This is a genomic window from Enterococcus sp. DIV1368d, from assembly GCF_050542975.1.
In the GTDB taxonomy this organism is placed as follows: Bacteria; Bacillota; Bacilli; order Lactobacillales; family Enterococcaceae; genus Enterococcus_D; species Enterococcus_D casseliflavus.
Genome location: NZ_CP172939.1, coordinates 2492598 through 2507243 on the forward strand (window position 1 = coordinate 2492598; position 14646 = coordinate 2507243).

Here is a 14646-nt window from a genome sequence, read left to right on the forward strand (position 1 = left end):
CCGCATCAGCTTTTTTTCTGCCATATTCAAATCAAAGTGTTTCATAAACGATTTCTTTGGCTTCTGGAATCGATTCATCAATAAAGAATACTTTATACCAGGTCAAGAACGTAAAGATCGTCCAGATTTTTCGCTGAAGATTCGGTTTTCCTTGGCGATGGTCTTCAAGCATTTGTAAAATGGCTGTTTGATCGAAGAAGGTTGCCGCAAAGTCTGACTCAAAAAGGCTCTTGACTGCTTCATATCCTGTTCCTTCTTTCAGCCATGCCTTGATAGGTACAGGAAAACCGAGTTTTTCACGGTTTGCCCACTCTTTTGGCAAATGACGGTTTGACGCTTGTCGAAACACATCTTTGGTGTTGTTTTGATTGATCAAATATTTCGTCGGGATTGTTTGCGACAGCTTTTGCATCTCAATATCCAATAAAGGAACGCGTAATTCCAAGGAACTCGCCATGGACATTTTGTCTGCTTTTAACAAGATATCCTTTGGCATCCACTGATGAAGATCCAAATATTGCATCTTATTGACCTCGTCTTTGAGACCATTGACTTTCTCATAATGAGGCGCAACGATTTCAGCAACAGAGGGTCCTTTTTGATAGGTTGGTTTTAAAAGCTGCAGTGCTTCCTCTTCTTCAAAGACCAGTGCTTGCCCGATAAAGAAGTCTTGGGCAGGTGCCGTTGCTTCATAAAGATGGATTCGACCATGGAAGTTTTTCATTTTGCCGATTTGACGTCCCAAACGAAAGCGGATGTTTTGTGGCAATTTTTTCAACCCTTGGGCAAAAACGCGCACCGCTTTAGAGTTTGTGTGGAAGCCATAAGCAGCATAACCGGCAAATAATTCATCTGCCCCTTCCCCAGATTGAACGACTCGCACTTGCTGTGCTGCCAGATTGGCTAAAAAGTACAAAGGGACACAGCTTGGGTTAGAATCTGGTTCGTCCAAGTGATACTGAATCAACGGGAATGCCTCAAAGGACATTTCACCATCGATGACCGCTGCTGTGTTGTTCAAACCAAGTTTTTCCGTCAATTTGCGGGCCTCGATCGCTTCGTTGTAGGTTTTGTCATCGAACCCGATTGAAAACGAGCGATCTGGTCGCAAGACAGAAGCTACGTAACTTGAATCGACACCACTGGATAAAAATGAGCCGACTTCAACATCACTGATTTGATGAGCGGCAATTGATTCTTGGACTGCTTGATCGATTTTGTCGACCCATTCTTCTCTTGAATGATTTTCTTTCACTGAAAAATCTGCATCCCAATACTGCTTGATCGTCAATCCCTGTTCATTAAACAAATAATAATGCCCTTCTTGCAAACGATGAACGCCTTTAAAGAAGGTTTCTCCGTTCAAAGGCGAGTATTGAAACGTCAAATAAGGTTTCAACGCCTCTTGGTTCAACTCTTTCTTGAAATCTGGATGAGGCAAAAAGCTCTTGATTTCAGAACCAAACATAAAACTGCCATTCATTTGCGCATAGTAATATGGTTTGATCCCAAAGTGATCCCGTGCGCCGAAAAGCTCTTGTTTTTGAGTATCCCAGATGGCAAAAGCAAACATTCCCCGCAGGCGCTGCAAAACATCAATGCCCCACTCCTCATAGCCATGTAAGACTACTTCGGTATCCGCATGGGTAGAAAAAACATGACCCGCTTGGATCAATTCTTCCCGCAACACTTGAAAATTATAGATTTCCCCATTAAAAATAATGACTTTTGTTCGATCCTCGTTAAAAATCGGTTGTGAGCCACCTTCTAAGTCGATGATCGATAAACGACGAAACCCTAACGCTACTTGGTCGTCGGTAAATTTTCCTGAACTGTTTGGTCCGCGATGAACGATCCGGTCCATCATGCGTTCAATAATGATTTCTTTTTGGTCTTTTGAATTGACAAAGCCGACAATTCCGCACATATTTTCACATCCGTTTTCATAATCCATTTTCATTTTTCTAAAGTAAATCATACCATAGAATTCAAGAGATACGATCTCTTTTCCAAAAAAATACAATCAATATATTTTTGCACAAAACATAATTTGGAGATAAACCTTATGATATCAAGGTTTCTAACCAACTCATACTCTCAATCTTACAAATTTGTTATCTAAGAAAATAGCTATCCTCAAAATTCTTAAGAAATTTTTTATGAATTCTATTTTTCTGAAAATATACAAAGATACTTTTCCCGAATTTACTGACTCCAGGAAACTTCTTTTGCTGCCATTCTCAGGCATTGATTTCTTGAAAAGGATCAGTCAGATTCGTTCGTTTGATAGTTTTATTGGACGAATGTGAAAAAAAGTGTTATTCTAACTATGGAATTTCGTTATCAACTAACCGTTGCCTTTCAATGACAAGTTTTAAGAAAGGAGAATGACTATGACATTCTATAACACAGATCTACAATATCGTGTAACTCTGGATACCAAATTGAATTTATTTATCGTTTTCGATAAAAAAGATGCGAATCATTTTGCGACTGGAATTACGATCGAGCAAGCTGTACAAGAATTGAAAAAAACTGCATAAGGAGTTTATCCAAATGAAGGATACCGATTCGTACTGAAAGCACCTCGCTAAGGAAAAAATTAGCTAGGTGCTTTCTTGTTTTTTGGCTCGCTTTTGTCTTTTGCAGTATCCGCTTCTTGCTTCTGTCCACTTTGCTGTTCATCTAGCTGTAAGATTTCATCAACAGATCCTTGCGTAATAAATTTGCTCAATCCCTGTGCCGCAACTTTTGTGTAACGCATAAAGTAATCTTTTTCTTGAAAATCTATCATCTTCCCTCCTACTGATACAACTGTACTTTCATTTCGTTTACTAGCGATTTTACCAGTAATTCTTGAGCGTCACTTCTTTAATACATATGAATGATCCATTAATAGCATACACGTTACATTTGTCAAATCATTCTTTTCCTCTATTCATGAAAAGACAAATCTGTTTTCTGATTCCAGACATAGTACTATTAACTTTAGGAAACTGTTTTATTAGGGGGGATGCTTATGGCTACATTTTTCGCTGGTTTGTTTTTTATCGGTTTGATCGGTTTCATTTTTGGCATTATCTTATTTTATATTGGGTTGATAACTCAAAAAAACAAACGAGATCGAAATGTTTTTCTCATTGTCGCTTCCGCCTTTATTGTCTTGTTTTCGTATGGTGGCTTGTCCTTCTACCAAGATGTGACGTCTTTCGATAGCATCACTGCGCAATTAAGCCTTTCTTTACGTAACGAAGCAAGGAAAAATGAATCCTTTGGCGATGCCACTGCTTCCATGGAACAACCACAAGGAGAACAAACAGCTGGCAACAACGAAGCAAGCAGCGCGCAACAAGAAGAACCCGCAAACAACGAGCAACATACACCTAAACTTTCTCGTGAAGAAAGAAATGCACTGAATCGTGCAGAAAGATACTTATCCAGCAATGCGTTTTCTCAGTCGAGCTTGAAACGTCAATTACTCTATGAAGATTTTTCTGAGAGCGCAGCAGACTTTGCCGTAGCCACCGTGGATGCCGATTGGAACGAGCAAGCTTTGAAAAAAGCAATTCGCTACTCGCAAAATTTATCCTTATCAGATGAGCGTGTGGCGAGCCAACTTTCTTTTGAAGGCTTTACTTCTGAACAAATTGAATACGCCTTAGCGCGTTTGCCCGATTGATTCTTTTCGTGTGTTGCCGCACCACAAGAAAAAAGAGTCCAGCGAATTGGCGTACATTTCTGTTGATTTCCCGATTGAGTGTAAGCTGAGGGTTTTTCAGATGGTCATCGAGCAAACTCGGCAGTCAGTTAGCTTCTCTGCCCATTTTTCTGCCCACAACAAACAAAAAAGCCTATCTCGAAAGATAGGCTAAACGCTCCAAAGCGTTGATATAAGGAGAGTACAGGATTGGTCAAATGAAAATCAATAACTTTTAATGATGAAAATTGACTGTTACCACACTCTTTCAAAAGAGTAATTTACTCAATAAGCAATAGATAAAAATATCCAATCGTATTCATTTTCGTATTCAAAAACTCATTGGTCCTGGGCAAAGAGTTTTATTTTTAAAATAGAATTTTCATCGCTTCCTCAAGGTATTCTTCAAGCTTTAGAATTTTCTCAGATATTTGATGTATCTCAATGCTTTTATCACCGCTCCAGTTTAATTCTGAAAACATCTCGTCATAAACAGTTTCAGGATCATCGATATTACTTTGGCCGTCTCTACCAACATACATTGCAGTCTGAACGAATTGCACATCATCATAACTCAAACCTTCTAAATAAGAGATTAACTCTCTTTTTTTATTAAACAGGCTTGAATCTTCCTCGTTGTCACCAATCATAGACAAAAATTCATCAGTTAAATCACTATTAAAGATTTCCGGATTAATTATCCAATACTCTTTGCTATAATTTACCGCTAACTTCTGTACTTCTTTTAAAACCATCAAACGTTGATTTCCCAATTTTATTTTCACTATTTCATCTCCTAGTTTGATTTTTTATTTAAATAAATCCCATAAACTAAATGTTCTCTTCTTATAAATTTTGTTCTTTACCGATTTGGCAGGAGATTTAACAAATCCCATCCCTTTTTTGCCGTACAATGGATTGACAGACTTTTTCACTGTTCTTTTTGCTTTTCCTGTAGTTCTGGCGGAAATCGATTTCTTTATGCTTGGTTTTCTCATGCCAATCTTCATATAATAAGCTCCTTTTTATATTGATATTACCAATTAAGTATATGCTATCACTATCTGTACTTTAAGATGTCTCATATTGACCTCCTGATATGAAAGCTATAATATATTTTATTCTTTCAGAATTTCCGCAAAGTTTTTCTCTAAGAACTCCAATGTTTTTGATTTCAAAAAAAGATACTTGTCATTGCCTTCCCCTGGGTAATACACAAACCCTTCAGATGATTTTGAAATGTCGATTCTATTTCTATACCTTGGGTTTTTTAAAACTTTCTGACTAAACCAATCATATTTTCTATTTATGCGATCAAGCACTTCTTTTAACGTAATCCACCGACCTAAACTATCCGCTTGAAGCAACTCTTCATACTCAACCTTAGAAATGATCACATAATCTTCTGGCACAAGTATCTTTGCTTCCAAAAATTGTTGCATAAAAGCTCCTTTCTTTTATTTTTTCACTTTCTCAATTACATAATACATCTTTACACATACGAAATTCAAACTTTATTTGCAACAAAAAAAGACACCCAGCCGATAAGCTAGGTGCCTTGTATTTAACCTCCCACACCGGCAAGTGCCTGTTTGCTTGCACGGTAAAATTTACGGTTCATTTTGTTTAATTCACTTGGGTTATTCGCATCAACATTCCCAATGTGGATATGTTGTTCCACTTTAGAAGGCTGTACTTTGCCGCCAATGCCTTTGCGTTTTTCTTCGTCTGATAACGGAGTAACAGTTGTCTTACCGTTTTTATTCGTAAGCAATTCTGGTCCAGCTTCACCTACGATCGCTTGGCCATTCAGTACATGACCGCCATCTGCCAAATAAGGCAAAGTAGAAATGCTAAAGCTTTTTCCGCCTACGCCAGGAACCCATTTCGGAATTTTAATGTTGTTTAATCCACCAAGAAATGCATTGATTAATCCAATCATTGTGTTTAGTGGTGCTTTAGCCATAGCAGCAATCATATCAAAAATACCGCCAAAAATATTTACAACACCATTGATCCCCTTGATTGTTTTAGAATAATTGACTTCTCCATTTGTCTTGAAATTCAAGACAACATCGGTTTCTCTTACACTTCCTGCCATGTTCTACTCTCATCTCCTTTGCATTTTCTGTCTTCTGATTGCAAGAAATTCGTCTTGCCTATTCTTCATTTCTTGTATTAATTTATCGTATTTCACACCATCTACTTCATCTCTATCTTGAAATTCATTTATTAGGAACTCACAAATTTCCATTCTTTTAGAAAGCAAAGAAAAATAGCTTTTAATATACTCTCGATTAGAACTGTTCTTCTTCTGGATCAGCCTTAAATCTCGCTCGATCGCTTTTAACTTCCGAAGCAATTCTTTAAAATTAGAAATCGTTTCAAAAGATTTTCCTAAGTCAGTTTTTACCGTGTGTTGATACCAAATGTTATCCGCCTTATCCCGCAAAAATTCTAATCTATTTACCATGTTTAAATCTTCTGTAGTAATAGTTCCTTGCATCGACATTTGATTGTCAAAAAAAGCTTTAAACCCCTTCAAAGCATAGTCAACATTAAATGCATCAGTAACTAAATTTTCAATTCCTAAAATATTTTCCATATTTAGTGCGCTCCATTCTCTAATTGTGATATACTAGAGAAAAGAAATAATAGGAAGTATCCTATCGTGTAGCCATTTGCTGATTCCGCCAAGAATCTTTACAGCAAAGGCTTTTTCTTTTCTCCATCCATAGTTTTTTTACTCCAAGTCAATACCTAACAACATAGCCAACAAATCAATTTCACGATATAAAATATCTTGGTACTCATTCAGGGTTAGATTTCCTTCTATTTCCGCGGTTGCAAGTTCGTTCAAACTTTTCACAACAGAGGTAACCGTTGGCTCTTCAGGTACCAACCCTTGACACTCCATTTGTTCGTGCAAGGAATTATAAACATCAGTTAAATTTTGCCCCTTAATATTTGCTAACTCTTTTGCTGCTTCTTTTGAAATAACCTCGCTCAAAAAATTCTCCATTGCTTGATTTTGTGTTAATTCCATTGTTAGTTCCTCCTAATATTTTGTTTTATCCTTGCCCAGGACGTTTATTTATTTTGTGACATGATCCATTGTCTTACTTCTTGTTTGTCTAAAAAGAAAGTTCTTTCACTCATAACGTGTATTGGCATACCTTGCTTAATCATAGCGTCCAATGTTACAGGGCTAATACTTAACCACTCAGCCATTTCCTTCTTGTTTAGCAATGATCTATCCATAGATAAATCTTTCCTGGCCTGCCTTAATGATTCTAGGGTTAACTCATAGATGTATTTTTTTAGATCACTTTCCTGATCATCAGCAAGCATTACTTTAAATCCAGCCATCCTTATTCCTCCTCACCTAACCCCCTTGCTTCAAGCAGTTCATCAATGGCTTTTTCAACACGTTCTTTGCGGTTTTCTCTAAGTTCCTTTCTTAACCATACTGATAAGTTACTTTGAGCTATTCCAATTTTGTCAGCTACTTCCCAATAAAGAATTCGGTTTGATTCTATACGTTTCCTTATTTCTAAATTTGCCTTCATAAATTCACCCACTTCCGTATTTTATAAACTACATTTTTTTGTATATAAGTAGCTTATAAAGTAATTATACATAGTATTTTATAAAAATCAACAAAAACAATTGATGTATTTTTAAAAGTACAATATAATCCTTTTAGGAGGTTTTTATATGAAAATTAAGTTAAGAAACATTTTAGAAGAAAAAAAATTAGGTATTACGCAACTCCAAAATCTGACTGGTGTCTCAAGAAGTACTCTTACCCCATTGAGTAAAACTGATATCCTCCCTTCTAAAACACGCTTTGATACACTTGAAAAGATATGTGAGAAGTTAGAAATTACTGAGAGTGAATTACTATCTTTTAGCAACGATTGGAAATTCTCATTAGATAAAATTGTCCATTTAGATAAACAAGTCAGAGAAGAAGAAAATCTTCAAGAATCATATTTAGCGTTTTATACAGCTGATAATTCTATGTTTAAAAGGTATTTTTGTTTAGATGTAACTGTGTCATTTGTTTATCCACCGGAATTTAGTGACGAGGCTTTTAAGTTTCGTATTAAACACAATCCAATCTTCAAAGAAGGGAATATTTCTGAGGATAAAAAATATGAAGAATATGAAAAAATGTATGGACATTTTATTAAAGACTTAGAAATAAAATATGAAAATCAAATTACACTTGACTCGATTCATTTTTCCAATATCACTGCATTCGATTTAGATATTCTTAATACATTTAATAAAGATTTGTATAAAGAAATTATTAATTTCACTTCACAGATAGACTTGTTTGAAATATTCTCATCTGATTGCTCAAAAGATTTGATTAAACTTTTTGTCTTAGAAAATAATCTTTTAAATTCTACATTTTCAAATTACACAAATGAAGTTAAAACTAATGATTTGTACGTATCTTTAAAATATAAATCTGAGACTCTATCTCTTCATAGAGTTGCTAATTACAATAAGGTAGATAAAGACGTATATTTTTATAGGAATAATCACTTTTCAAATAGCGGAATCACAAGAGCTTATAACGTGAAAGATCCTGATGATAAGTTTTAAAATAAAATTTTCCTAACACTCCTTGCCCAGGACTAGATAGGAGAAAACAATGGCAACGTTTAAACAATATACAAAAAAGGACGGATCAAAACTTTGGCAGTTCCAAACATACCTTGGTATTGATGACGCATCAGGAAAAGAGATAAGAACAACTAGGCGAGGGTTTAAAACAAAAAAAGAAGCCCAGATAGCTTTAAGCAAGCTAGAATTGGACTTTGAAAAGAACGGACTTCAGAAAGAAAGTAAAATGACGTTTCAAGATGTATATGATCTGTGGGTCGTTAATTACGAGCATACAGTAAAAGAAAGTACATTCGTTAAGCAAACGGAACAATATAAGGTCCATGTACTTCCAGCCTTTGGCCAGAAAAAAATCGATAAGATTACAGTTACGGCAGCACAAAAATTCGCTAACGATAAAGTGAAAGACTTTGTTAAGTATCGCGAATTTATAAGAGCGGCTTCTCGCATTTTTGAATATGCGATTACGTTAGATTATATCCAACAAAATCCATTTAAAAAAATCACTATTCCAAAAAGAAAAGAAAAAGCAGGTGATAAGATTGAGAATTACTTTACCAAGGCGGAATTGAACACTTTTCTTAATGCAGTCGATAGCAAGAATGATTTGAAGATGTCGGCATTTTTTCGAACCTTGGCTTTCTCTGGCATGCGCGCTGGTGAATTGCTGGCGCTCACTTGGAAAGATATAAACTTTGATGACCAATTAATCATTATAAATAAAACTCTTGCTAGAGGGAAAGATAGACGGCTATATGTTGAAGCACCAAAAACAAAGAGTTCAAGGCGTATGATCCCTATGGATGAAAAGACTCTTTCGGTCCTGAAGGAGTGGAGATTATACCAGCGTAAGATCATGCTAGGATTTGGCCACAATACTATGAAAAAAGATCAACTTGTATTCTCAAACTTGGATAATGAATTTTTACAACTATCCAAGCCAAGAAAATGGCTAGAAGTGATTATCAAGCAGAATAACCTTAAACGGATCACTGTACATGGTTTGAGACACACACACGCAAGTTTATTGCTTGAAGCTGGTGCCACGATCAAGGATGTTCAAGAACGACTTGGCCATTCGTCTATCCAGATTACGCTGGATCTTTATATCCACATAACAGAAAAAAGAAAAGAAGAAACGGCTGCCCAATTTGCTAATTATATTGGTATTTAAAACAAACCGTATTCAAAACCGTATTCAACAAAAAAATCGAGCCAACAACAACGGCAGAAAAGTCTCTACATCAATGTTATTGGCTCTTTCAATTAAAATATGTAAGGAGAGTACAGGATTTGAACCTGCGCGCCGGGATGAACCGGGTCGGCGGATTTCGAGTCCGCTGCATTACCACTCTGCCAACTCTCCATAACAGTTATTTTCGCTAGTTTTATTAAAAATGTCAAGAAAAATCTGCACCCAATAAGTAATGGGATGCAGATTTTTTGTTCTTTAATCGAAGATGTAGCTATCTTTCTTTTCGATTACGCCTTCAATAGTCTCGTTGATGATTTTGATGATCTGGTCATCGGTGGGTGTGATGATACCCGCCGACATTAAGGAAGCCAAACCAGTCACAACGATCCATGCGCCATTATGTAGTGCATTTACCGCATCTTCTGAAAGATCCGCATATTTTTCTTCTGATTTGATCAAGGATTTGAAATAGGTCGATGAAAAATCATGCATCAATTTCCCACCGCCATAGTCGTCGATAAAAAGGGCGATGTAGAGATTGTGCTGCTCTTGAGCGAAGCGTATATAATTCAGGCCTAAATCAACAAGTTTGTCTCCTGTTCGAACAACTGGAAAAACATTTTCCGATAAATCTTTGAAAACAGCCTCCACCAAGGTATTTTTTAAGTCCTGCATATTTTCGAACTCAAGATAAATCGGTTGAGTAGAAATTCCCATGTGCTTAGCGATATTCCGGGCCGTAAAATTGCCAAAACCTTCTCTATTGATCAGTTCATAAGCGGCCTTCAAAATGTGTTCTCTTGTATAGACCTTCCTTCGCATCAATAAATCCCCCTTTTTATATTTATTTAATTGTAACCGAGATATTCATTTTTTTAAAATAAAACACTCCATCCGTTATCTTATTTCTATTCACTTTGTTCATTAAAAACGAATGTTTACTAATTAAAAGAAGTGCTTCTCCTTTCATTTATCACAAAAAATCCTACGCATTGGCTGCTAGTTATTTTTCAAATCTACTTTTCTTCCTTGTTGAAAACTCGCTGAAATTGTACACTAAGAATGTAGTGCGCAAATTCGATTGAAAAAGGAGTTTGGAAATGGCTGAATCAAAAGAGCTATTATTGGAGACCTGTTTGTTGGCAGGAAAAATCATGATGGAAAACGGCTCGGAAGTCTATCGAGTGGAAGATACAATGAATCGAATTGCAGCAAATGCCGGAGAGCAAGGCAGCATTAGTTATGTAACAGCAACTGGACTTTTTATGGGCTTACGCAGTAGCCACTATGCACAAGTAGAAAATGTTCATGATCGAGTCATCAATCTCGAAAAAATTGTTGCCGTCAACGGATTGTCTCGTGCCTATGCTGAAAAAAAAATCTCGTTAGTGGAACTGCACGAGGCATTAAAAAAGGTCAATCCAACGACACCAAGTTTTCCTTATTGGCTGCAGGTGTTTAGTGCGGGCGTGGTCAGCAGTACTTTAATGATTATTTTCGGCGGTGCTTGGTTTGATTTTCTAGCAACGTTTGTCATTGGCTGTCTGGGATTTTTATGCGCCTATTGGGTCAAAAAAGTCATCGATATCCGCTTTTTGGATATGTTTTGCACCTCTTTACTGATCGGTACTTTGTCTCTTCTAGCGGTCTCTCTTCATGTCGCACAAAACGTCGATAATTTGATTATCGGTGCCGTCATGCCCTTAGTTCCTGGTGTAGCGATCACCAATTCCTTTCGGGATATTTTGGCAGGCCATCTCATCAGTGGGACTGCTCGGGGAACTGAAGCTATTTTCACAGCTGCCGCGATCGGTGTTGGCATCGCCACGGTCTTCACCTTATTTGGAGGGATCTCATGACGATTTTTATTCACCTTTCCTTTAGCTTTTTAAGCACCGTGACCTTTGGTATCTTGACCAATATTCCTAAAAGAGCCTTAGTTGCAACAGGCATCGCTGGAACGGTTGGCTGGATGATCTATTGGTCATTGAAAACGATTGGCTACGGTCTAGGAAGCGCCAACTTCTTAGCCGCATTTGCCGTCGGTTGCGTCAGCATCTTTTTTTCCCGCAGAAAAAAAATGCCCATGATCATTTTTAACATTCCTAGCCTCGTTCCTCTCGTACCGGGTGGTCCTGCCTACAAAGCCGTTCGAGAATTCGCTTTGGGCGACAACTTTGTCGGCTTTGAAAATCTGATGATCGTTGTCATCACCGCTGGGGCGATCGCTGGAGGCTTCATGATGACGAGTGTGGTTGAAAAGATCGTTAATCGTTGGCAAATGAAGCGAACGAAAAAACATCCCTCAGATAAAAAAATCTCCTGAAACTATTGGTGCGCAGAAACTATAAATTTTTCTTATTTCAGACTTTAGTACAATGTTTTCTTTTCGGACTTCTTTTATAATAAAGGCATACCTTACAAAACTGTTTGACGTTTGTCATTTGTTTTACTGGATTTTTCTGGTCTCACCCCGTATAGTGGGATTATGAAACATAAAGGAGATGAAGTCCTGTGAGCATAGCAACTTCTCGTCGTATCATTAATACGATTTCTATTATTGGCTTAGGTTTATCTATCGCATTAACGATCTATTTTATCAATCTAGGTGTTTTCAAAGACATTAATGCACTGCGAGGTCTAGTTGGAAATTCCGTTATCTTAGGACCAATCGTCTTTATCCTTTTGCAGATCTTGCAAGTAGTGATCCCGATCATTCCCGGTGGTGTCTCCAGCGCTGCAGGTGTCTTGATTTTCGGTCCTTATCTAGGATTCGTTTATAACTATGTAGGAATCAGTATTGGTTCTGTCATTATTTTCCTGCTAGGCCGACGATACGGTAAACCATTCATTTTAAGTATGATCAGTGACAAAACTTACGATAAATATATTGGCTGGTTAGATAACCAAAGCCGATTTGAAAAACTTTTCGCCCTTGCAATCTTTCTACCAGTCGCCCCAGATGATGCCCTTTGTCTAATGGCTGGCTTGACCAACATGACAGTGAAGAAATTTACGCTGATTATTTTGTTGGCAAAACCTGCTTCAATTTTCTTGTACAGCATGGCTTTGATTTATGGTGGAACATTCTTAACTGGTTTGTTAGGCGGATAAGAAAAATAGGTAAGAAAAACGATCAATTCATTGAGCCGAACATGAAGGAGCTGCTTTTCATACAGGGATCTATACCTGTGGCGAATGTGCTTCTGAAACTGTTCGACTCTTTTTTTCCGCCTTTTTAGAATAAATAGGAACCAAAATACTTACTTTTGTTAGGATGACGACCATGAATTATTTAAAAAACAGCTTAGTCAACACTTGGGATTTTTTGAAAGACAGCAATGCCTACTTCCGTGATGTGTTACTGATGCACGGTGCTTTGTTGTTCTTAGTGATCCCAATCTTATCGGCTTCCACCAAGTTCGTCTTAAAACGTGGGGGCTTGCCTTACCTTTCTTTTGATAATATTGGCAGTATCTTTACCGACCACCCAGTCGTGCTGCTCTCATTAACACTGATTTTACTTTTGATTTTATTAGCCGTCTTTTTTGAGTTTACTTTTTTGCTGCTAAGTGTCTATTTTATTAAAAAGAAACAGCCGATCAGCTTGCGGCAATTGTTACGGATGACTGTTTTGCAGTTGCGTAAATTACGGCCGATGACCTTTTTATTTTTCCTGTTTTACTTCTTACTGATTTTACCGATCGGTGGGTTGAGTTTTAATTCTGATTTACTCGCAAAAATCAAAATTCCCGCATTTATCATGGATTTCATTTTTGCCAACCGTGTCTTGATCATCGGGGCAGTGCTGTTGGTTTATGTTTTGTTGATTTACTTGGGGATTCGCGTGATCTTTGCCTTGCCAGAAATGATATTACGTGATCTGCCCTTTCGAAAAGCGATCAAAGAAAGCCTCCAAGTAACAAAACGCCGTTTTTTTGCCATCGTTGGACAATTTGTCTTTATCGGTGGTAGCATCTTGTTGATTTCGACACTGGGCTTCACTTTGCTGATTACCATTCAGGCGGTGATTGAAGTTGTTACACCGGACTATGCGTTGTATAGTGCTGTTTTTATTATGACTTTCTTGCAGTTTATCTTGTTACTGAATGTCATTTTATCGACGGTAGCCATTTTTTACATCATCGTTGATTTCATGGATGATGAAGGCTTTTTACCAGAGATTCCTTCATGGTTCCACCAAGAGCCATTGAACCAGCGTCATTTCTTAGGTCTAAAAAGTTCGTTGTTTACCTTGGTAACGGTGCTTTTCGGTGTCGGTGTTAGTCTATATAATATGAACTATCTGACTTCAGCTGCTTCGATCCATCCGGTAACGATCTCCCATCGAGGGGTCAGCGATGGACAAGGGGTCCAAAATTCTCTTGAAGCACTACGCTTTACTAGCGAGAAGTACCACCCAGATTATGTTGAAATGGATGTCCAGCAAACCAGTGATGGTCATTTTATTGTCTATCATGATTTTTCTTACCGTCCATTGACAGGTGGTCAGGGCAAACCAGAGCAATTGCCTTTGAGTTACGCCGAATCACTGACAGTTTCGGAAAACAACCAGACAGCGCGTATTCCAACCTTTGATGAGTACTTGGCACTTGCCAACCAATTGGACCAAAAACTGCTGGTGGAGATCAAAACGCAGCGAAAAGATACCGCGGAACTTGTAAATGCCTTTTTAGCAAGATATCAAGAGGACCTCCTTGCAAATGGTCATATTATGCAAAGTCTCTCCTATACAGTTGTTGAGGAGTTAAAGGCGCAGGCGCCTCAATTGATTTCAGGATACATCATGCCCTTCAATGTCGTGGGGCCACCACTGACCAGTGCTGATTTTCTGACAATGGAATACAGTACGATCAACCGCAACTTCATCGCTTCTGCCCGAACCGATGGCAAGGAAGTGTTCGTTTGGACCCCCAATGATGCGGATACTATCAGCCGGATGCGTTTTTACGGGGTGGACGGGATCATTACTGACCAGATGGGGATCTTAAATGAAGAGTTGAGTGTGACGGAAGAAGATATGACTTATTCAGACAAACTATTGAATTTTGTGATCGGCGTTGGCTGATCTCACACGAAGAAAAATGCTGCTCAC

General features: G+C 37.7%; 18 protein-coding genes, 1 tRNA gene and 1 pseudogene. 8 read left to right on the top strand and 12 right to left on the bottom strand.

Annotated elements, in window-relative coordinates; translation table 11 throughout:
• Window positions 1-31: 31 nt before the first annotated feature.
• Window positions 32-1927, bottom strand: coding sequence for an asparagine synthase (glutamine-hydrolyzing) (gene asnB / locus IGJ44_RS11635; protein WP_010749664.1), 1896 nt, complete (start codon window positions 1925-1927; stop codon window positions 32-34).
• A 466-nt stretch (window positions 1928-2393) separates the two neighbouring features.
• Here asnB and IGJ44_RS11640 point away from each other — a divergent pair, with 466 nt between their 5' ends.
• Window positions 2394-2543 (top strand): hypothetical protein, encoded by a 150-nt coding sequence (locus tag IGJ44_RS11640; protein WP_005229155.1) that lies wholly within the window; start codon window positions 2394-2396, stop codon window positions 2541-2543.
• A 59-nt stretch (window positions 2544-2602) separates the two neighbouring features.
• Here IGJ44_RS11640 and IGJ44_RS11645 read toward each other — a convergent pair whose 3' ends face one another.
• The gene (locus IGJ44_RS11645) at window positions 2603-2794 is read right to left on the bottom strand and encodes a hypothetical protein (protein ID WP_205821280.1); all 192 of its coding nucleotides are present in this window, start codon (window positions 2792-2794) and stop codon (window positions 2603-2605) included.
• Window positions 2795-3019: 225 nt separating this feature from the next.
• Between IGJ44_RS11645 and IGJ44_RS11650 the strand changes: the two genes are divergently transcribed.
• Window positions 3020-3679, top strand: a complete 660-nt coding sequence (locus IGJ44_RS11650) for an Ltp family lipoprotein (RefSeq protein ID WP_167827030.1) — start codon at window positions 3020-3022, stop codon at window positions 3677-3679.
• A 386-nt stretch (window positions 3680-4065) separates the two neighbouring features.
• On the opposite strand, the gene IGJ44_RS11655 is transcribed toward IGJ44_RS11650, so the two are convergent.
• The 8 genes and pseudogenes from IGJ44_RS11655 to IGJ44_RS11690 all read right to left on the bottom strand — a co-directional run bounded on the left by IGJ44_RS11655 (window position 4066) and on the right by IGJ44_RS11690 (window position 7266).
• Window positions 4066-4482, bottom strand: coding sequence for a hypothetical protein (locus IGJ44_RS11655; RefSeq protein WP_086269373.1), 417 nt, complete (start codon window positions 4480-4482; stop codon window positions 4066-4068).
• A gap of 24 nt (window positions 4483-4506) precedes the next feature.
• Window positions 4507-4707, bottom strand: coding sequence for a hypothetical protein (locus IGJ44_RS11660; RefSeq protein ID WP_285928102.1), 201 nt, complete (start codon window positions 4705-4707; stop codon window positions 4507-4509).
• Between the two features lie 108 nt (window positions 4708-4815).
• A complete protein-coding gene (locus tag IGJ44_RS11665) occupies window positions 4816-5139 on the bottom strand; it encodes a DUF771 domain-containing protein (RefSeq protein ID WP_086269374.1) in 324 nt (107 codons plus the stop codon).
• 122 nt (window positions 5140-5261) lie between these two features.
• Window positions 5262-5708: pseudogene (locus IGJ44_RS11670) on the bottom strand (phage tail tape measure protein); the annotation flags it as partial.
• 99 nt (window positions 5709-5807) lie between these two features.
• Window positions 5808-6302, bottom strand: a complete 495-nt coding sequence (locus tag IGJ44_RS11675; protein WP_430605724.1) for a hypothetical protein — start codon at window positions 6300-6302, stop codon at window positions 5808-5810.
• Window positions 6303-6440: 138 nt separating this feature from the next.
• Entirely contained in the window at window positions 6441-6743 is a 303-nt protein-coding gene (locus IGJ44_RS11680) for a hypothetical protein (RefSeq protein ID WP_029487060.1), read from the bottom strand.
• Between the two features lie 44 nt (window positions 6744-6787).
• Window positions 6788-7066 carry a DNA-binding protein gene (locus tag IGJ44_RS11685; protein WP_285928068.1) on the bottom strand — a complete coding sequence of 93 codons (279 nt, stop codon included), beginning with the start codon at window positions 7064-7066 and terminating at the stop codon, window positions 6788-6790.
• Window positions 7067-7068: 2 nt separating this feature from the next.
• Window positions 7069-7266, bottom strand: a complete 198-nt coding sequence (locus tag IGJ44_RS11690; RefSeq protein WP_285928066.1) for a hypothetical protein — start codon at window positions 7264-7266, stop codon at window positions 7069-7071.
• Between the two features lie 148 nt (window positions 7267-7414).
• Here IGJ44_RS11690 and IGJ44_RS11695 point away from each other — a divergent pair, with 148 nt between their 5' ends.
• Window positions 7415-8314 (top strand): helix-turn-helix domain-containing protein, encoded by a 900-nt coding sequence (locus IGJ44_RS11695; protein WP_029487063.1) that lies wholly within the window; start codon window positions 7415-7417, stop codon window positions 8312-8314.
• 49 nt (window positions 8315-8363) lie between these two features.
• Window positions 8364-9509 carry a site-specific integrase gene (locus tag IGJ44_RS11700; RefSeq protein ID WP_285928063.1) on the top strand — a complete coding sequence of 382 codons (1146 nt, stop codon included), beginning with the start codon at window positions 8364-8366 and terminating at the stop codon, window positions 9507-9509.
• Between the two features lie 104 nt (window positions 9510-9613).
• On the opposite strand, the gene IGJ44_RS11705 is transcribed toward IGJ44_RS11700, so the two are convergent.
• Together IGJ44_RS11705 and IGJ44_RS11710 are read right to left on the bottom strand one after the other, a co-directional pair.
• Window positions 9614-9701, bottom strand: a tRNA-Ser gene (locus IGJ44_RS11705).
• 84 nt (window positions 9702-9785) lie between these two features.
• Window positions 9786-10352, bottom strand: coding sequence for a TetR/AcrR family transcriptional regulator (locus IGJ44_RS11710; protein WP_010749693.1), 567 nt, complete (start codon window positions 10350-10352; stop codon window positions 9786-9788).
• A 278-nt stretch (window positions 10353-10630) separates the two neighbouring features.
• On the opposite strand from IGJ44_RS11710, the gene IGJ44_RS11715 reads away from it, so the two are divergent.
• The 4 genes from IGJ44_RS11715 to IGJ44_RS11730 all read left to right on the top strand — a co-directional run bounded on the left by IGJ44_RS11715 (window position 10631) and on the right by IGJ44_RS11730 (window position 14619).
• Window positions 10631-11389, top strand: coding sequence for a threonine/serine exporter family protein (locus IGJ44_RS11715; protein ID WP_167827029.1), 759 nt, complete (start codon window positions 10631-10633; stop codon window positions 11387-11389).
• The gene (locus tag IGJ44_RS11720; protein WP_016608602.1) at window positions 11386-11856 is read left to right on the top strand and encodes a threonine/serine exporter family protein; all 471 of its coding nucleotides are present in this window, start codon (window positions 11386-11388) and stop codon (window positions 11854-11856) included. The genes IGJ44_RS11715 and IGJ44_RS11720 overlap by 4 nt, the downstream gene beginning before the upstream one ends.
• Window positions 11857-12044: 188 nt before the next feature.
• Entirely contained in the window at window positions 12045-12644 is a 600-nt protein-coding gene (locus IGJ44_RS11725) for a TVP38/TMEM64 family protein (RefSeq protein WP_005229140.1), read from the top strand.
• 172 nt (window positions 12645-12816) lie between these two features.
• Complete coding sequence (locus tag IGJ44_RS11730) at window positions 12817-14619, top strand: glycerophosphoryl diester phosphodiesterase membrane domain-containing protein (protein WP_015510101.1); 1803 nt, start codon at window positions 12817-12819, stop codon at window positions 14617-14619.
• Window positions 14620-14646: the final 27 nt, after the last annotated feature.